Source organism: Streptococcus anginosus, from assembly GCF_001697145.1.
In the GTDB taxonomy this organism is placed as follows: domain Bacteria; phylum Bacillota; class Bacilli; order Lactobacillales; family Streptococcaceae; genus Streptococcus; species Streptococcus hominis.
On record NZ_CP012719.1, the window covers coordinates 1,274,062 to 1,291,391 of the forward strand.

General features: G+C 34.8%; 20 protein-coding genes and 3 pseudogenes. All 23 read right to left on the reverse strand.

The window, feature by feature from the left end; all coding sequences use genetic code 11:
• Positions 1–4: 4 nt before the first annotated feature.
• Complete coding sequence (locus SanJ4206_RS06110; protein ID WP_003029068.1) at positions 5–2,434, reverse strand: VirB4-like conjugal transfer ATPase, CD1110 family; 2,430 nt, start codon at positions 2,432–2,434, stop codon at positions 5–7.
• Complete coding sequence (locus tag SanJ4206_RS06115; RefSeq protein WP_003029067.1) at positions 2,346–2,735, reverse strand: PrgI family protein; 390 nt, start codon at positions 2,733–2,735, stop codon at positions 2,346–2,348. The genes SanJ4206_RS06110 and SanJ4206_RS06115 overlap by 89 nt, the downstream gene beginning before the upstream one ends.
• 3 nt (positions 2,736–2,738) lie before the next feature.
• Positions 2,739–3,002 (reverse strand): hypothetical protein, encoded by a 264-nt coding sequence (locus SanJ4206_RS06120; protein WP_003029066.1) that lies wholly within the window; start codon positions 3,000–3,002, stop codon positions 2,739–2,741.
• A 17-nt stretch (positions 3,003–3,019) separates the two neighbouring features.
• A complete protein-coding gene (locus SanJ4206_RS06125) occupies positions 3,020–3,883 on the reverse strand; it encodes a VirB6/TrbL-like conjugal transfer protein, CD1112 family (RefSeq protein WP_003029064.1) in 864 nt (287 codons plus the stop codon).
• Positions 3,884–3,902: 19 nt separating this feature from the next.
• Positions 3,903–4,118: a Maff2 family mobile element protein gene (locus SanJ4206_RS06130; RefSeq protein ID WP_000394208.1), complete on the reverse strand. Its 216-nt coding sequence runs from the start codon at positions 4,116–4,118 to the stop codon at positions 3,903–3,905.
• Positions 4,119–4,121: 3 nt separating this feature from the next.
• Positions 4,122–4,433 carry a hypothetical protein gene (locus SanJ4206_RS06135; RefSeq protein WP_003029062.1) on the reverse strand — a complete coding sequence of 104 codons (312 nt, stop codon included), beginning with the start codon at positions 4,431–4,433 and terminating at the stop codon, positions 4,122–4,124.
• Between the two features lie 167 nt (positions 4,434–4,600).
• Positions 4,601–6,067: pseudogene (locus SanJ4206_RS06140) on the reverse strand (VirD4-like conjugal transfer protein, CD1115 family); the annotation flags it as partial.
• Positions 6,068–6,210: 143 nt separating this feature from the next.
• On the reverse strand, positions 6,211–6,828 hold the full coding sequence (locus SanJ4206_RS06145; RefSeq protein WP_003030821.1) for an SAP domain-containing protein: 618 nt from the start codon (positions 6,826–6,828) through the stop codon (positions 6,211–6,213).
• A gap of 12 nt (positions 6,829–6,840) precedes the next feature.
• A complete protein-coding gene (locus tag SanJ4206_RS06150; RefSeq protein ID WP_044958353.1) occupies positions 6,841–7,260 on the reverse strand; it encodes a nuclear transport factor 2 family protein in 420 nt (139 codons plus the stop codon).
• Between the two features lie 61 nt (positions 7,261–7,321).
• Entirely contained in the window at positions 7,322–8,782 is a 1,461-nt protein-coding gene (gene mobQ, locus SanJ4206_RS06155) for a MobQ family relaxase (protein WP_157622069.1), read from the reverse strand.
• Between the two features lie 241 nt (positions 8,783–9,023).
• Positions 9,024–9,344, reverse strand: a complete 321-nt coding sequence (locus SanJ4206_RS06160; protein ID WP_157622070.1) for a DUF3847 domain-containing protein — start codon at positions 9,342–9,344, stop codon at positions 9,024–9,026.
• A gap of 168 nt (positions 9,345–9,512) precedes the next feature.
• Positions 9,513–9,884, reverse strand: coding sequence for an EXLDI protein (locus tag SanJ4206_RS06165; RefSeq protein WP_003030991.1), 372 nt, complete (start codon positions 9,882–9,884; stop codon positions 9,513–9,515).
• A gap of 62 nt (positions 9,885–9,946) precedes the next feature.
• Positions 9,947–10,266 (reverse strand): annotated as a pseudogene (locus tag SanJ4206_RS06170) (TfoX/Sxy family protein).
• A 20-nt stretch (positions 10,267–10,286) separates the two neighbouring features.
• Complete coding sequence (locus SanJ4206_RS06175) at positions 10,287–10,715, reverse strand: VOC family protein (protein WP_003031522.1); 429 nt, start codon at positions 10,713–10,715, stop codon at positions 10,287–10,289.
• A gap of 96 nt (positions 10,716–10,811) precedes the next feature.
• The gene (locus SanJ4206_RS06180; protein WP_157622072.1) at positions 10,812–11,003 is read right to left on the reverse strand and encodes a hypothetical protein; all 192 of its coding nucleotides are present in this window, start codon (positions 11,001–11,003) and stop codon (positions 10,812–10,814) included.
• A gap of 80 nt (positions 11,004–11,083) precedes the next feature.
• A complete protein-coding gene (locus tag SanJ4206_RS06185; RefSeq protein WP_157622074.1) occupies positions 11,084–12,922 on the reverse strand; it encodes a recombinase family protein in 1,839 nt (612 codons plus the stop codon).
• A 59-nt stretch (positions 12,923–12,981) separates the two neighbouring features.
• Positions 12,982–13,311, reverse strand: a pseudogene (locus SanJ4206_RS06190) (VirD4-like conjugal transfer protein, CD1115 family); the annotation flags it as partial.
• Entirely contained in the window at positions 13,308–13,793 is a 486-nt protein-coding gene (locus SanJ4206_RS06195) for a PcfB family protein (protein WP_003029048.1), read from the reverse strand. The pseudogene SanJ4206_RS06190 and the gene SanJ4206_RS06195, both read right to left, overlap by 4 nt.
• The gene (locus SanJ4206_RS06200) at positions 13,790–14,641 is read right to left on the reverse strand and encodes an ATP-binding protein (RefSeq protein ID WP_003029046.1); all 852 of its coding nucleotides are present in this window, start codon (positions 14,639–14,641) and stop codon (positions 13,790–13,792) included. Before SanJ4206_RS06200 ends, SanJ4206_RS06195 begins: the two co-directional genes overlap by 4 nt.
• Positions 14,638–15,417 carry a replication initiator protein A gene (locus tag SanJ4206_RS06205; RefSeq protein ID WP_037582660.1) on the reverse strand — a complete coding sequence of 260 codons (780 nt, stop codon included), beginning with the start codon at positions 15,415–15,417 and terminating at the stop codon, positions 14,638–14,640. Before SanJ4206_RS06205 ends, SanJ4206_RS06200 begins: the two co-directional genes overlap by 4 nt.
• A gap of 87 nt (positions 15,418–15,504) precedes the next feature.
• Positions 15,505–15,786 carry a CD1845 family protein gene (locus SanJ4206_RS06210; protein WP_025172472.1) on the reverse strand — a complete coding sequence of 94 codons (282 nt, stop codon included), beginning with the start codon at positions 15,784–15,786 and terminating at the stop codon, positions 15,505–15,507.
• 3 nt (positions 15,787–15,789) lie between these two features.
• Positions 15,790–15,951, reverse strand: a complete 162-nt coding sequence (locus SanJ4206_RS06215) for a hypothetical protein (protein WP_001843395.1) — start codon at positions 15,949–15,951, stop codon at positions 15,790–15,792.
• On the reverse strand, positions 15,948–17,309 hold the full coding sequence (rlmD, locus tag SanJ4206_RS06220; RefSeq protein ID WP_003029043.1) for a 23S rRNA (uracil(1939)-C(5))-methyltransferase RlmD: 1,362 nt from the start codon (positions 17,307–17,309) through the stop codon (positions 15,948–15,950). The genes SanJ4206_RS06215 and rlmD overlap by 4 nt, the downstream gene beginning before the upstream one ends.
• Positions 17,310–17,330 lie beyond the last annotated feature (21 nt).

The window sequence follows — 17,330 nt, forward strand, 5'->3', positions numbered from 1 at the left end:
AAGCCTACCTCACTTCTTCAGGCTTGGTTGTCATCTTCTGATAAAGGATTGTGTCTTTCGGGAATTTATCAAGGAAAGGAACAATGGTATTTCCAAAGAACAAAAGTCCTTCTCCTGCATTGGAATTGGTTACATATTTTAGCTGTGGCTGTGAGATTTTAAGTTTCCTTGCTAAAATTTCTCTATCGCCGCTTGCTTGATTAAGCATTAAAACAAAGTCCGTATTATCAAAGATATTTTCAATTTCCTTACTCATCAGTAGGTCTTTGACATTTTGCGTGATGCCTGTCGGAATTCCTCCCCACTTACGAAATCTTTTCCAAATTTCTACGGAATAGGAAGCTGTCTGCTCGTCTTTTAAAAGCAAGTGAAACTCGTCGATATAGTACCTTGTAGCCTTATTTCCTCTGTTTTGCGATACTTTGTTCCATACCTGATCCTGAATAACAAGCATTCCGATTTTTTTAAGCTGCGAGCCTAACTCCTTAATATCAAAACACAGAAGCTGCTTATTTAAGTCCACATTGGACTGATGGTTAAATACATTAAGAGAGCCTGTTACATAAATCTCCATTTCCGTTGCCAGTTTTTTACCGACTTTTTCTTCCTGATTTTTTAACATATCATACAGGTTTTGAAGAATCGGCATATTACAAGGCTTTGGATTTTCAAAATACTTTTCATAAATCTTAGGTAGGCATCTATCTATAACCGACTTCTCTTCTGCTGTAAGACCACTACCGCCAACGACTAATTCAAGCATTGACATGATGAAGTTTGCTTTATCTTTCAGCGGTGCATCTCCATCACCATAGTTCATGTTTATATCTAAAGGATTGAGGTAGTCTTTTGACTTACTGCTGACCTTTATGACTTCTCCCTTAAACTGACGCACAAGGTTTCCGTACTCGCCTTCCGGATCGCAGATAATCACATCATCATCGGTTGTAAGGATGGCATTTGCCATTTCTCTTTTTGCACTAAAGGATTTACCACTTCCCGGAGTTCCGAGAATTAAACCGTTCGGGTTTTTCAGTTTTTTTCTATCTGCCATAATCAGGTTATGACTTAAAGCATTTAGTCCATAATACAAACTGTTCGATGAGTTTATGAAAAGCTCCTCTGTGGTAAAAGGCATAAATACTGCCGTAGATGACGAGGTTAGTCCTCTGTCAATTTCAATCTTATTTACCCCAAGTGGAAGTACGCTGATTAAGCCCTGTTCCTGTGAGTGATCAAGTCTTTTTAACTTGCAATTATGCTTATTGGCAATAGAGCTGATTTGAGAAATAGTATTATCCAGCTTTTGAATTGTCCTTGCAAAGTTCATAAAGATAATGGTTACAACAAACATTCTCTCATCTCTTGTCTGAAGATCTTTTAAGAGGCTTTTTACATCTTCTCCATAGGTTATTAAATCACTTGGAAGAATGTCCATATCATACCCTGACCTTACCGCCTTTTTATTTTCCTCAATCTTCATCTTGTCAATGTCGGTATTTTTTCTTTTGACCATCTTGATGGCTTCTGACTGTTCGATTGCCTTGATATGAAAAGAAATATTGATGTTATCATCTATATCCAAAAACTCGGCAAGCATACGGTCTGAAAGCTCACTTGCAAGGATTTGAAAATGGCTTGCTGCTCCGATAAACTTTCCAAACTTAAAATACCTTGACGGTGTAAAGTCAAATTCATCTGGAGCGATATATGTCTTTGTACTTTCCCTTTTCTTTAAGTCCTTATATGAAAATTCAAAGGTCTTATTCGGATTTAAAACATCATGAAGTATCTTTAGTCTTTCCTCTCCGTTAAGGCTTTCTGCTCTTACTCCCATACTTTTAAGACTCGATAATATATCTATCTCCAGTCTTTCAAGTTTTGATATTGCCTGCTCTAAATTATCAGCTTCCACCGTAAAGGTTACATACTTTGATTTTTTCAGTCCGTTATTTCCCTTTACAATCTGACTTTTCAGCATTTCTCGAAACTCAAGACGTATATCGTCAAACCCGTCCTTTTTATCCGGGATTTGAATTGCCGACTTCATTTCTTCGTTTCTACCAAGCTGATTGATATATGAAAACTCTATGCTGACACTTGGATCAAAGGAATTAAGAAAGTTTGCAAACTGATTGAAAATCAAATCTCGATCTTCTTCTAAAGCAAGCTGATAATTTATATCCTCAAAGGCGATACTCTTATTGAAATGCTTTTCATCAATCTGACATATCCCGCTTTTTAATAATCTAAGGTAGGGAATGGTATCTTCAACTGTGTATCTTTTCGGCTCTTTCCTAAAGATAAGGTCAAGTAATCCGCCCTTATCTTTTTTGGACTTCCCCTTATTTTGCTTTAAGTCCTGTTTTTGACTTCTTAAATCCTTTTGATTTTGTTCTAACTTTAGCTGCTGAATCTTTCTTTTGTCTTTCAAGGTAAACCTCCTTTCTCACTCTTTTCTGTGGCTGATAAAATTTATGAAGGTAAATATACTTAAAATATTTCTCAAAGCTAAGTCCGTCCTTTTCAAAAAGAGTGATGAAAAATATAGGGAGAGTGGACACAATGAGAAAAATGACTGCTATATCATTTGGAACGACCTTTCGCATAAATAAATAGATTGGTATTCCAATAAGTCCTGCAATCGTAAAACCTATCAGTTGTCTTTTTGTTAGGTTAAATGCCACCTTTGTTTTTACCTTCTTTAAGTCTTTTGGGATAGGTACATACGCCATAACTTACCTCCCATCTTCTTTACCCTTTGAAAGCTCCTCTATATGCTCATATACGGAGCCGATTTCTTCCTGAATACTTGCAATCTGTTCATCTGTACTTCTGTTATATCTTTCCTGCATTAGACAAAAATCATTATGGCAGCGACCGATGTCTTTTGTTCTTTCTTCCAAGTCATTTATCTTACTGTGAAGCCTGATTCTATCCATCACCGCCATAATACCTGTTCCAATTACTACTGCTATAAATACTGTTTTTCTTTTATTCATACTATCTTTCCTTTCTTTTAGTGTGCATTTAATACGCTTTTGGCCAGTGTTCCGCTCTTTAGCATCATTAACCCCAGCAAAACCGCATATCCAAGTATCGTAAAAGTACTTGTGTGTATATCTGTTATCTGTATTGTCTTAACTAATACTGCGTATATTCCAAGACAAACCATTAAAAAGAGTCCTTGTAGTCCTATGGCAAATAAGCCTTTGATATAGTTTGTTCCAATCTGTCCCCACTCTTTGTTTCCCATAGTTGCAAATGGAATGGCTGAAACGGATGAGTAAACATATATCTCAAACATTCTTCCGTAAACCACAAGCATAATCACAATGGAGATTCCCTGTATAGCTATCTTTATGAGCGAAGTTTCAAAGAGTATCATTACAAGCTCTCCAAGACCTTTATCTTTTAATCCTTCTACCATTTTTACTATCTGATCTCCGGAGATAACGGCAGAGGTATTGATAACCCCTGCCGCTTTATTTACCATGTGCTGTGCCACATCAAAGACTGCCATAGAAAACTGAAAAGCATGAGACACTAACCATACGGCAATCCACATCTTTATGATGTACTTGAAAAATTCAAAGGTATCCGTATCGTGCATATTGTTCTTTTGCATAACCATATTGATAAGCTCGATACAAAGGACTGCCGTTATGATTAGTCCTGCTATGGGGATAATAACGGAATCGTTAATGCTTTTAATAAAACTGAAAACCTGTCCGTTCCACCCCATCGGTGTCTTTCCCACATCCGTTGCAATCGCACCAACTTTATCGTTGATGTCAAGAAACATGGACTCAAGATTTGCTTGGATCCCGCCCAGTAGAAGGTCTTTGAAAAACTCCTCTATCTTGTCGAATATCCCAAACATTTAGCTTCTCCTTTTCTTCTTACTTGAGTACATTGGCAAGAAGTGGAATGAGCTTTAATCCGATAAGGACAATGCCACCACCTGCCATAAGCTGCTTAATACCCTGAGATTTTGCACCCGGATTGTCATTACCATAACCTTCCATCAGGTTAATAACGCCCCACGCTCCAAGTCCTGCACCTACTGCCATAACTAAAATCTTTAATACATTTACCGCCTGTGTAAAAAATTCCATGATTTATTCCTCCTCGTTTTCTTCTTTCTTTTCAATCTTGTTATATGACTTCACAACAAAATTTTTGTAAGTCTTTCCATCTTTTTCACGCTTCTTAAAGTATCCAAAGATATGGATTAAATCGCCTTTTTCAAAGGCTTTTGCTGTTTCTACCTTTTCACCGTAGGCTGCACAATTGATATATTCCTTGCCTTTTCCATACTTTTTTACAAGCGTGAAGTTTACAACCTCAACAGCTTCTCCATCTTTGTCAAAACTCGAAAAAGTTGGTTCTGCCAATAAATTGGCGTTGATGTTAATCATTTCTTGCTTCATTAAAAATCTCTCCTTTTCTTTTCAATAAAAAAGCGACTGGAGTTTTTTCTTTTCCAATCGCTAACGCTCAAACTATTTAATTGTTTCCTTAGTGGGACTTCTTATCCTTACCATCTTGCCTCCTGATTTTAGGTAATAAAAAAGCAGCAAATCTATGTTCTTTAGACTTACTGCACTCTTGTAATAAGAGTTTCTCTATTTAATTTTGCTTTCCCTTTTCGCTTCATATAGCTTTCAATATCAAACAAATTCTTCTTGTCATAGTCCTCCAAAAGTTTGTAATTCTTGTGCTTTGTAATATCGAATTTGTCTGACAAAAATGGTCTGACACCTCGAAGCTGAAAAATACATTTACTACCATCCATGACTGTTATCTCGTCTTGGCTCATCAACTCTTTTCCTGTCTTTTGGTAATTGAGTCCGTAACTATTGGCATTAGATCTTGTTTCCGATGTATTATATAGGTCGATGGTTTCTTTCCCCAGTGTTTCAGATAGTTCTTTAAGTGTTGTCTTTTCCTTACCACCAAGAAACAAGGTACTATCACAGTTACCTACAATCGTATCTGCATTATCCTTGTAAATTGCTTTTAGCTGAGATTGTGCCTGCAAGATAATACTTGCTGAAATTTCTCTTGAACGGATTGTCGCAATCAATTTCTCAAATTTGGGAATTAAGCCTATATTTGCAAACTCATCAAGCAAGCACCTTACATGAACAGGTAATCTTCCTCCGTACTCATCATCTGCCTTATCACAAAGTAGGTTAAATAGCTGTGAGTACATAATAGACACTACAAAGTTAAAGGTATCATCTGTATCAGAGATAATAACAAAGAGTGCTATCTTTCTATCTCCCAGTGTATCAAGCTCAAGCTCATCTTCTTTCATCAAGTCCCTAAGCTCCTGAATATCAAAAGGGGCAAGTCTTGCTCCACAAGAAATAAGAATAGACTTCGCCGTTTTTCCCGCAGCAAGTTTGTATTTCTTATATTGCTTAACTGCAAAGTGCGTAGGTTCTTTCTTTTCCAATGCTTCAAATAATCTATCAATAGGATTCATGTATGTTTCATCATCTTCTCTAACTTCTGAAGCATCTATCATATCAAGGAGTGTTGCAAAGTTCTTTTCTTCTCTTGGAGCTTCATAGAAGATATATCCAATAAGAGCTGTATAGTAGAGTTTTTCGGCTTTGACCCAAAAATCCTCACCTGCTTTTTCACCCTCACCCTTTGTGTTTGCAATGATTGTCTGCACTAATTTGAGTATATCTTTTTCACTTCTAAGGTAGGCGAATGGATTGTACTTCATGCTCTTTTTGAAGTTGATGGTATTTAAGATTTTTATCTCATAACCGTTATCTTCAAGCATCTTACCACATTCAATGACTATCGTTCCTTTAGGATCTGTTACACAATATGATGAGTGCATTTGCATTAGATTTGGCTTTACATAAAATCTTGTCTTTCCTGAACCAGAACCACCTATAACCAAAACATTTTTATTTCTTGCATACTTTGGATTTGCCGGTCTGCCATTCATGGTTAATCGTTCGGTTTGAGTAAGCAAGATATTATTTTGAAACTTCTCATCTACATAAGGCTGAATATCTTTTGTCGTTCCCCAGGAAGCGTTTTGTCAAGTACCTTTTTATATATATGGATGCTTTTTCTATAAGGCTTTTTTCTTTTGGGCAGAGAAAAACAGTAAACCTTTTTTGATTTACTGTTCATGTGTTAGTTTTTATTAAATTGTTAGTTTATCAAGCTGAAAATATCCTACTTGCAATACTCTTTTATTTTATGAGCATATTCAGTCAAAAGATTCTTTGAATAAATTTTTTCATTTCTTGAATTTCTTACTTCTTTCCAAAGAATGGAAGCTACTTTTAATTTATTTGAATAGTTGCAACTATTTTCATCTGCACAGAAATCCTTTAAAAATTGATTCCATTGACAAACCGAATTATCATACTTGGCATAATCCGATTTTCCATAATAAACTTTCAGCATATCTTGAATTGTAAAACTCAAATCATTTTCTCTTTTTATTTTTCTCCAAGCAGTAGCCATATCAGCAGTAAATTTAAATGGTGAAACATCTGTTAAAATTGAAAAATATTCTCTAAATTGTGTGTTAAAGGAGAACCCACATTCAAGTAATGGCGTATCTAAGGTAATAGTTTCTACTTGTTTCTTTTCATTTTTTATTGATGATTTTTTAATCAAATTGCCCTTAAAGTACTGCTCAATAATATAATTGAGTTCTTGTTTTATACCTCTATATTCTAATCCTAATGACTTGCATATCTGTGAAAGTTCTTCACGATACCAATAGTATTTACTAAATTCATCAAACGATGTAATTTTATCAAACTCAGGTCTACTTTCTATCAATATTTTATCTCCTCAAAACCAATTTGCTTTTTCATCTCTAAATAAGGGTGTTTCACTCTCTTTATAAGGATTGTAGTTATTGCAATTACAGCCAAACTCTTTTAATGCTTTTATCTTATTATCGGCTGTCCAAACAATCAAAGAAATACCGTCAAATTCTTCAACTTTCCCCTCATTCATTTTATTTTTGAAGTGCCATTCTACAATAGTTTGATTATCCTTATGAAAAAATTGCTTTATATCCCACGCAAGCACTATCCCTCTTGTATTCCACTCATTAAACCAGTGCTTTACTGTTTGACGGTTTTCATACTTAGGACACCAACTCTCAATATAAATTACATCATCAGAAAAAATTTCATCTATCCCTAAGTCTTGTTGTGTAAGCCACATATCAAACCATAAACGAATGATTTTCTCTCTTTCATTCATAAATTTAAGCTCCTCCAAAATCAAATAACTATTTATAATTATACCATTTTTCCGATTGATTTTATAGGTCTAACTCATTCCTCTTTACCTGTGATAGTTGCTTTTTTTGTTCCTGTAACTGCTCTATACAGGTCTTAACTTTTTCTGCCTGTCCTACTTCTTCTCGTATCTCTAATATCTGATTGTAAAGGCTCATTTTCTCTTTTTTCAAATTGGCAACTTCTGATTTCCATTTGGATATATTCAAGGTCTTACTTTCACCTAAATGCTTTTTCAGATATTTCTTGGCACTTTCAAATAAAAGAATCTCTGCCGTATGCTCGTTATAAAAATCTTCCTGTTTGCTTTTCTTGGTTTTGGTATAGGCTTTGTAGGTGTCCTTGTACTTCAAATATTTTTCTGATTGGTCTATGAGTTGTGTTTTTTCATCAATCTTCTTTTCAGTGTCTTTTAAAGCTCTTGTGGTCTTATAATTCTTATCTCGTAAATCGGTAATGCTTTCTTTCAGTTCAGATAATGAATTGATGTTTTTCTCTTTTAGTAATTGACAACTCTCAATATATTTCTCTAAGTCTGCATTATTCTTATCTGCATTTTTATGGATAAGATTTTCAAAGATTGATTGTAAATTTTCTTTGGGTGGGAGGGTGGACTTTGTATTTTCGTTTTCTGTTTTTTCTTCTTTGCCTATTCCTCTTATCCAATTAAGCAATGCTTTTATTCTTCTTGAAATTTCTCTTAAAATCATATTTTGATGTTTGATTTCTCTATTGATATTTCCTCTGTCTGTAGCTATACCTTTCTTTTCCATTTGGGTTGCTGATACTCCTAAATGAATGGTCGGTATTTGTTCTATGCCTTGTCTTTGATAAGAACGATGGTCTACTTTTTCCTGTATGCTGTTTTCTTCAAGATATTTGTTTGTAATGTCTGCCCATGCCTTTCGCCACTCTTCTGCTTTGTCTTGCTCGTTCCAATCGGTTGTATTTATCTTTCTTGTCTTGTAATTACCATTTTTAAGTTTTACTTTCTCGCCATTTTCATCAAGGATATATTCTTTTTTTGATTTTGCTCCCCATGTTGTATCTTCATTTAGTGGTCGCATGGTTAGTAGGATGTGGCAATGTGGGTTCCCATCATTTTTATCGTGTAGGGCAATATCAGCACACATACCGACTTTTACAAAGTTTTCTTTTACATATTCTCGTACAAGATTTATTTGTTTTTCTCTGTCTAATTCTTTGGGTAAGGCAACTTCAATTTCTCTTGCAAGTTGTGAGTTTTTACTTTTTTCTATTTTCTCTACACTGTTCCATAATGTTCCTCTCTCTAAAAATCCCTGTGGTGCATTTTGTGGTAAAAGAATTTCTGTATGAGCTATTCCACCTTTTCTTGTAAAATCATGGATTATACCGTCATATTCATTTTTTATCTTTTCGCCACTTCGATAGGCGGAAGCTGCTACTGCACTTTTGCCTTTGCCTCTTGAAATAATCTTTATGCAAAGATGATATATCGCCATAAGAGAAAACCTCCTTTCGTTTTTCTGATACTTTGATGTGGCGATAGATAAGACTTCCTAAAAAAATCGGATAGCTTTTTATCCGATTTCTTTTGGGAAGTACACAAGGGGTAGGAAATTTATTTCCGTAGGGGAGTGTAGCTCCCCTGTATCAGCGTTAGCTGATATGCCCTCTGCCAAGAGCCTTCGGAGAACGCACACACCTGTTAAGGTGTATATGTGCGCCCTTGTAAACAAGGGACTATTCTTCTATGTCCGTTTCTTCATCTTCTTTTTTTATGTTTTGAGTTTCTGTTTCTTCTCTGCTTTCTATGATTTTTTTTATTTTGATATTGGCTTCTTCTTTACGAATTAGAGATGTGATTAGCTGATAAAATTCATCTTTGGTTAAGTTCTTGCTTTCTGTAAATATACTTTCAAAGACTGCCCCTTTTTCATATATCCTTTTATCTCTCTTTTTTCGTTCTTCCTGTTTCTGCTGACTGATGAGCTTTTTCCTTTTGTTTTGTAACTGCTTGATTTCTTCATCTGCCATTAAGATTTTTTCTTCAATGTTTTTCATTTTCTCGTTTCCTCCCTTTCTAATTTTGAGTAAAGAAAAACAGTAAACCTTTTTTGATTTACTGTTTTTATACTATTTTTTATTTAATTGATATTACTAAAAATAGGAATTTTACGTGCTTGAGTAGATATTATATTTTCAGTCAATGCTTCATTCTTCATAACACAATCAAATATCTAATATCTCAACAATTTCTCCATTGTGCTGTTTCAATTCAATCTTCCGAATTATTTCTTCTCCCAAATATTTAATAAAATCGCTTAATTCTGATGAAACTTCAAATATAATGTTGTGTTTACTATCATTCTCCGGATTAAATGTTGAATTATAATTTCTTTCGCTTGACCAATAATTCCAATTTACATCTGTTCTTTCGTAATAAACATAATTCTGTTTTTTTGTAACATATATTCTTTTGTTAATCAATACCTTTTCATCTTCAGATTTAAAAATATCAGAATATAATTTTAAGCCCTCAAATTGCTTATATTCTTTAATTTTATTATTTGAAACATTAAGCTTTATTTCTTTATAATCCATAATCTTTCCTCCTTAAACTTGTTGCCTATACAGAAAAATATTATACCGCTTTGATTTACCGTTCATTTTTTCTTTTTAGTTTTTATTGCCGGTAATTCTTTATACATAGAATTGAATAACCCTGTTAAATATTCTTTGTTGTCAACATCATCTACCAATAGCATTTCCTTTGCTCCATCATATGGTAACTCATACTTTGCATTTGGCATATATGCTATTGCAGATTTAACAGGCTTCACTAAAAACCTATCATCATAAATTCCACCAACAATTTTTCCGCGATAATAAACAATATATTCGCCCATCATTAATCTATATGTTATTTCTTCCAACTCGGATAGTTGTTCTAAAATGAAATCTAAATATTTTTACTTGAAGCCATTTTTCTATCTCCCTTAATTACTAAAATTTCAATAGTCCATTTTCATCAAACTTGAAATTTGGACCCCATGCAACTTCCCAATAATATCCATCTAAATCCGAAAAATATGCGTGATATCCACCCCAAAAAGTATCTTGCGGTTCTTTTACAATGGTTCCACCAATATTGCGTACTAAGTCAATTACACTATTAACATCTTCTTTATGTTCAACATTGTAAGCTAATGTAATTCCGAAAAATCCATTTCCTTTTGGCGGATTATTTTCATCAATGTCTTTTGCTAATTGTTCCAAAGGAAATAGTTCGAACTTTGTTCCCGGAGTATCAAAAAAACATACCGCCGGATTATTTTCTTTGCAATCAGTCTTATATCCTAAACCATCTCTATAAAACTTGATTGACTTTTCCATATCTTTAACACCTAAACAAATACAAGTAATTTTGTTCATTGTTACCTCTTTAATTCGTTATTTCTCTCTTAATAGTTATTGATATTATAGCATTTTTTAGGCATTTTTTCTACTGCCAGATTTCCCTACTCACTACTATTTGCCCTTTGAATATATTACTTTGAACAGCTTATCTTGAAATGTCTCTTTACTCTTTTTATCAAAATATATCTCTGTTACAAAGGTCTTTCCATTTATATTTTTTGTTAAAACGCCATCAGGCTTTTGGGATTCTTCTTGTTCTTCTTCGTGTGTTTCGTTTACTTGAGTGTTCGTATTTTCTGCCATTTAGTTCCTCCTTTCGACTTGCACAAAAAAAGATTTCCTGTGATTAGGAAACCTCTTTTGCGATTGATTGATATTTGGTTTTAGGTTGTTGCTTGTAACTTCTTTTTTGCTCTGTATTCTCTTGCTTTTAATTTCTCGTACTCTCGGCACTTTTCAAGATTGTTTGCTCTGTATTCTTTGTAATATGCCCTACGATATGCCCTTGCTTTTTCTTTCTTTGCTTCTTCTATTTCTTCCCTCATTTGTAGTATTTCTTCTTTTGTCGGCTCTATCTGTTTTGTAAGTTCATTTTCAAATTTTCCGATATAGTTAAAATAAACCTCTATTCTTTGGACAACATATTTTGCTCTTTTTACATCTCTTTCATGCACAACGATTTTACTGATAAACTCATTGATAATGGTAGGAGTAAGTTCTTCAAAGTTGGAATAACTTTCTGCAAGTCTGATAAATTTCTTTGCCCTTTGGCTTGCATTTTCACATTCGGATAAGCGTTCTTTGATTTCTTCTTTTTCTGCTTTTAAAGTATAGTATTCTTCTGCATACTTTCTTGATAACTGCTCATAGCGTTCTGTATCCATATTTCCAAGTGCATTATCTTCATAGAGCTTATTCATCACTCTTTCTATCTGCTCCATTCGGTCTGTGATTTGTGGCATACGCTTTTGATTTCTCTTGACTTCTTCGGTCTGCTCTTTATACAAGCTCTCTTTTACAAGTTTTTCAAACTCTGTCTTATTTTCCAAAGAATACTGTGCTATCTTTCGTAAGACTTCTGCAATATTTTCCATAACTTCATCTACATCAATGCGATGTGGGGAATTGCATTTAGGGTGCTTTGCTTTTCCTTTGGCATATTCACTGCAATAGGTTACATGCTGTACTTTTTTGTTTTTGTGTATGGTGCGAATGTGCATTTTTGTTCCGCAATCCTTACAGTACATCAGTCCTGATAGTGCGTGAATTTCTCCATCTCCGTTTGGTCTTTTGACAGGTGCGTTTTTTAACATACGCTCTACATTTTCAAAGGTAGTTCTATCTATTATCGGCTCATGAACATTTTCTGTTATTTGCCATTTGCTTTTATCTACATAATGGTTTCTCTTATCTCTGTAATGCTTTTCAGTCTTGAAGTTGACTACATCGCCACAATACTCTTGTCTTTTCAGTATGCGTGTTATGGTTGCTTTGTTCCAGTTATAGCGATTTTCTTCATTGAGAGGTTTGCTTTTGGCTGTTCCTCTGTCTTGTCGTTTCATATAAAAGGTTGGGGTTAGTATTTCTTTTTCTTTCAGATAAACGGCTATCTGATTTCTGTTTTTCCCCTCCATAAATAGCCTAAAAATGAGTTTTACAACTTCGGCAGCTTCTTTATCTACTATCCAATAATCTTTGTTCTCAGGGTCTTTTATATAGCCGTATGGAGCTTCTGTTGCGACAGGCTTTCCGTTTGCTCCTTTGGTTTTAATTCCTGTTTTTACTTTCTTGCTGATGTCTCTTGCATACCACTCTGACATGATGTTGATAAAGGGGGCAAATTCCAATGTGTTTTGGTCAATACTGTCTATACCGTTATTGATGGCGATAAAGCGTACATTGTTTCTTCTAAATATCTCCATTGCATTACCGACTTGAAGATAATCTCTTCCCCATCTCGTCATATCTTTCATGATTACAATTCCGATTTTGCCTTGCTCTACATCGCTTATCATCTGTGTATAAGCTGAACGGTCAAAGAACCTACCGCTTTCATCATCGTCGATATAATGGCGAATGTTTATCAGCTTTTTACCTCTTGCATATCTTTCTAAAAATGCTTTTTGATTGACAATACTATTACTCTCGCCACCGTCTCTATCTTCATCACCAACTGAAAGGCGGGAGTATAGTGCTGTGATTTTATTATGATATTCTATCATGCAATATCCTCCTTTTCTCGTGTCTATATATCACTCCTGTTCAGTTAATATTATGCAACCCATCGAGCTGAGCCATACTCTTTACCTTGTCTAAATTTTTTTGCATTTTTGCCTTTGGTATAGACGATAAATTTAATTAAAACTGCCACTCCCACACCCATTAAAATATCAGTTGGATGAATACTCGGAATAAAGCTCATGGTATTAAGCTCCAATATTCCTTGAAAGATTTTATCTATCACATCGCCACCTGTATAAGCTCTTACATGGTGAGAAAAGATATTGCCCACATAGAAAAATGCAAGATAGGGAATGTTCTGCTTTAGAAACTTTGCCTTATCTTGCACTTTGAATAAGCCTTTGATGTCTTTTAGTATCTTATCTATCATAGGCTCTGCTCCTTTTGTTTATTCTTGACTTTATCTTTAGAAATAGAGTTCTTTGCCATCTCCTTGAACTTTTCAATATTCTTGTGGATAGATTCTTTCCTTTCCGTTTTCTTTTCCGATTCCGAAAGAGCATGTTTAAAGGCTTTATCCATTACTTTCATGTCTTTTGCCTGAAAGAATACAGAGTATTTTCCGCTTTCCTTATCTTTCATTACTGAAAACTTTACCCCATACCGATTAAGTTCCTTTTTCAGTTCTTTCAGCTCCGCTTCTTCTACCGGAATTTCTTCAAGCTGTCCCTTTTTAACCATATCTTTGAGCTTTACTTCATTTCCGTTAGCATTAACCAGTTTTTCAAGTCCTCCAAGTTTTTCTGCTTCTTTCATCAATTTCTTTAATAAGTTCAGAATTAGCTTTCCTGTTACTTTAGCAGCTCTAACTTCCATATTCAGCGTTTTTCTTGCTATTTCTTCATTGATCAACTTCTCTCACCTCCATTCAGCAGTCTGTCCTTATTCCGATTCAGTTTGTCCTTTTGAATAACCTTTCTAAAATCTTCTCCTACAACCATAACAGGAATACACATCTCTATGATTCTTGAGTAGATTCTTTGATACTCTACGCTATCCTTACAATTTTGGATTGTGTCATAGGAAAGATTAGTGGTAAAGATAGTCGGTTTCTGTTTTAAGTACCTGTTATTCACGATGTTATATACTTGCTCTTTGGCATAGCTTGTATCTCTTTCTATTCCTAAGTCATCCAAGATAAGAACGGAAGTATTTACAAGGGATTCAATATATGCGTTCTTGTCAAAATCAAATCCTCCCTTTTGTAGCTCATTGATAATCTGTGCAAAATTTCTTATTTTAACGCCTATTTGATACTGTTCAATAAGGCTATTTGCAATGGAGCAGGCAAGATAGGTCTTTCCGCTACCTACTGAGCCATAAAAAAGAAGTCCGATATTTTCTTTTTTCATTTCCTCATAGTCTTTTACAAAGTTCTTTGCAATGATAAGGCTTTGATTTTCTTCTCCCTGATAATTTTCAAATGTGTATGACCACTGAATAATCGAGTTAAAGCAGCTACTCTTTAATCGTTCAATCTCCATCTGCTTTTGTCTTTCTTTTTCTCTTGCCTCTCTATCTCTATCGCATTTGCAAGAAATCTTAAATATCATCTTGTTATCAAAGAACTCCATCACTTTTCCGTCTTTTCTTTCATGGCAAACTTTACAAAATGCGTGTCCATCCTTGATATATTCTTTTTCAGGATCGTAAGAATACTCTACATCTTCTATCATTACTTTTTCTAATTCTTTCATCATAGGTGTTCTCCTTTATCATATTCTTCCCATGTCGGGATATTTGATGTTTTCACTTCTTTACTTCTTCCCTGATCTTTATAAAACCAAGAAAGGATTGTCGCTTTATGGTCTTTATAGGTCTTTCCGGTGCTTTTGATATATGCAGATAATCTCTCAATGTAATTATCAAGCTGTGAGTTCATTATGATTTGTAAATCGGATATATCTTCTGCTGTTAAAAATACATTTTGAAATGTTCCAAGCCCGTTTTCACCAAAACTATATTCTCTCTTACTGTACTTACTCTTATTATTCTCTATATAGTTAGAGTCAAGATTTTGAACTTCCTGAAGTTCATTTTCTTTACTTCTGAGGTTAAAATCTTTTACTTCTGAAGTTAAGTTTTTTGACTTCTGAAAGTCATTTTCTTTTACCGCTAATATGCTCATAAAGTCTTTAACATATATGATGTTCGGCTTACCAAGCCCAAGCCTTACTCTTTCAATCAGTCCGATTCCTTTTTTCATATCGAGTTCATCTAATGTTTTTATAGCTGTCGGCTTTGAGATATTTCTTCTTCTCATAATTTCTTCAACAGTAAAATAGATAAATACTCTGCCTTCCTTGTCTATCCAGTTATTCTTAAAAGACATTCCTGTGCGTTTCAGAAGCATGGAATAAAGGATAATTGCTTCTGCTGATAAGCCCCGAAATTCTTCTCCATCAACTAATATCTCCGGTACTTTTAAGAAGTTAAATCTTTCCGCTTCTCTGTTATAGAAATAGTCAAAGTCCATCGCTTCACCTCCCTCCTTAAAAATTAGCAAAGAAAAAGACGATAGTTTTTTTCTCTATCGCCTTTGGTAACCATTTTTATGAAATTTTTAGATTGATTTTATTGCTTCATTGATACCTTGTAAAAAAGCTATAACTGCTGCTCCAACCATTGGTATTCCGTATGGACTAACTAAGAATCCAATAATCAATGCTTCGATTCCGATGGCAACTTCTTTTTGCATAAAAGAGGCAATTGCTCCAAATATGCAAAACATCATCAACAAATATAGTAGGGCTGTTCCGATACCAAGTAGAAATGTCAGAAATGCTGTGAGGATACTTAACACCAAGCTAATTGGAAACAAGATTATTTTTATTATCCATCTCATCATTTAGTAGTCCTCACTTTCTAAAGCATTCTTTGTATCTCCACACACCATATCAATGCAAACATTCACATCAATATAATTTTTTAGGACTTTTTTTCGTCCTCCCTCTCCGTCTTCTACAAATACATAATGCTTATAAAACTGCTTAAAATGCAGGATTTTCACGATTTCACTCTTTGTATCAACGCTATGCACTCCACATGATGTGTCATTGGAAATAAATCCACAGGCTGAACTTTTGTGAGTTTATAGCCTAGTTCTTGATAGAGCTTGATGTCACGCGCCATAGTGGCTACATTACAAGATATATAGATGATTTTCTTTGGATTCATGCTGACACTTGATTTGATAAAACTTTCAGTCAAACCTTTACGTGGCGGATCAACCATGATGACACTAGGTTTTATACCTTGATTTAGCCATTTTTTGATAGCATTTTCTGCTGAATCACAAACATAATGGGCATTGCTAATACTGTTTAGCTCAGCATTCTTTTTGCTATTTTCAACTGCTTGAGGGATAACCTCTACGCCATAGACTTCTTTGACGTGTTTCGCAACTGACAATCCAATGGTGCCAATTCCCGAATAGGCATCCACTACAATATCCTCTGTACTCAACTCAGCGAAATCAATCGCCGTTTGATACAGTTTCTCTGCCATCTCTGTATTGACTTGGTAAAATGCTGGGGCAGCAATTTGAAAGTCATTATCCAGCATGCGGTCAGTAATATAATCTTGTCCATACAGTACATGAAATTCCTTCCCAAAAATCGCATTACCTGACTGGTCGTTAATATTCTGCATGATAGATTTAATATTCGGAAATCGCACAACTAACTGTTCAATTAACTGATTTACACGGAAAATCTTCGGACGAGTTGTCACTAAAATAACCATGATTTCACCAGAGTAATGTCCACGACGAACCACAATATTACGAATCAGACCAGATTGCTCTTTCTCATCGTAAGGTTTCAGGTCAAAACGACGCAGCAAATCCCGCACTGCCAAAACGACTTGGTCAATAACTGAATCCTGAATATAAAAATCCTCAATTGGCATTAAATCATGCGAATTTTTTCGGAAAAATCCCGTTTCTAGCTGTCCATTGACACGGCGAACAGGAACCTGCGCTTTGTTTCGATAATGTAGAGGGTGATCCATACCAAGGGTTGGTGCTACTTCGATATCTGCAATTTCAGCAATCTTGTAAAGATTATCTCTAACTTTCTTGGTTTTAAATTTCAATTGCTCACTATATTTTAGATGCCCAAGGTCAGCAATACCTGTCCTCAGATAAGCCACATCAACATCTTCGTTTCGATAAGGGGATTTCGTCAGATAGACTTCTACCTTGCCAAAACCAATTTTTTTATTGACTTTCAGTATGCGCATACGGATACGTTCCGTAGGCAGAGCATTCTCTACAAAGAAAACCAACCCCTCTGCCTTAGCCACTCCTGCACCGTCATGGCTCAAATCCACAATTTCAACTTCTATCACATCATTCTTTTTTAACATATATTTCTCTTTCTATCAGCT

Coding starts and splice junctions, on each gene's coding strand:
- SanJ4206_RS06115 (WP_003029067.1), bottom strand. CDS start 2,735: ATGGCGTATGTACCTATCCCAAAAGACTTAAAGAAGGTAAAAACAAAG.
- SanJ4206_RS06120 (WP_003029066.1), bottom strand. CDS start 3,002: ATGAATAAAAGAAAAACAGTATTTATAGCAGTAGTAATTGGAACAGGT.
- SanJ4206_RS06125 (WP_003029064.1), bottom strand. CDS start 3,883: ATGTTTGGGATATTCGACAAGATAGAGGAGTTTTTCAAAGACCTTCTA.
- SanJ4206_RS06130 (WP_000394208.1), bottom strand. CDS start 4,118: ATGGAATTTTTTACACAGGCGGTAAATGTATTAAAGATTTTAGTTATG.
- SanJ4206_RS06135 (WP_003029062.1), bottom strand. CDS start 4,433: ATGAAGCAAGAAATGATTAACATCAACGCCAATTTATTGGCAGAACCA.
- SanJ4206_RS06150 (WP_044958353.1), bottom strand. CDS start 7,260: ATGAATGAAAGAGAGAAAATCATTCGTTTATGGTTTGATATGTGGCTT.
- mobQ (WP_157622069.1), bottom strand. CDS start 8,782: ATGGCGATATATCATCTTTGCATAAAGATTATTTCAAGAGGCAAAGGC.
- SanJ4206_RS06160 (WP_157622070.1), bottom strand. CDS start 9,344: ATGAAAAACATTGAAGAAAAAATCTTAATGGCAGATGAAGAAATCAAG.
- SanJ4206_RS06165 (WP_003030991.1), bottom strand. CDS start 9,884: ATGGATTATAAAGAAATAAAGCTTAATGTTTCAAATAATAAAATTAAA.
- SanJ4206_RS06175 (WP_003031522.1), bottom strand. CDS start 10,715: ATGAACAAAATTACTTGTATTTGTTTAGGTGTTAAAGATATGGAAAAG.
- SanJ4206_RS06180 (WP_157622072.1), bottom strand. CDS start 11,003: ATGGCAGAAAATACGAACACTCAAGTAAACGAAACACACGAAGAAGAA.
- SanJ4206_RS06185 (WP_157622074.1), bottom strand. CDS start 12,922: ATGATAGAATATCATAATAAAATCACAGCACTATACTCCCGCCTTTCA.
- SanJ4206_RS06200 (WP_003029046.1), bottom strand. CDS start 14,641: ATGATGAAAGAATTAGAAAAAGTAATGATAGAAGATGTAGAGTATTCT.
- SanJ4206_RS06205 (WP_037582660.1), bottom strand. CDS start 15,417: ATGGACTTTGACTATTTCTATAACAGAGAAGCGGAAAGATTTAACTTC.
- SanJ4206_RS06210 (WP_025172472.1), bottom strand. CDS start 15,786: ATGAGATGGATAATAAAAATAATCTTGTTTCCAATTAGCTTGGTGTTA.
- rlmD (WP_003029043.1), bottom strand. CDS start 17,309: ATGTTAAAAAAGAATGATGTGATAGAAGTTGAAATTGTGGATTTGAGC.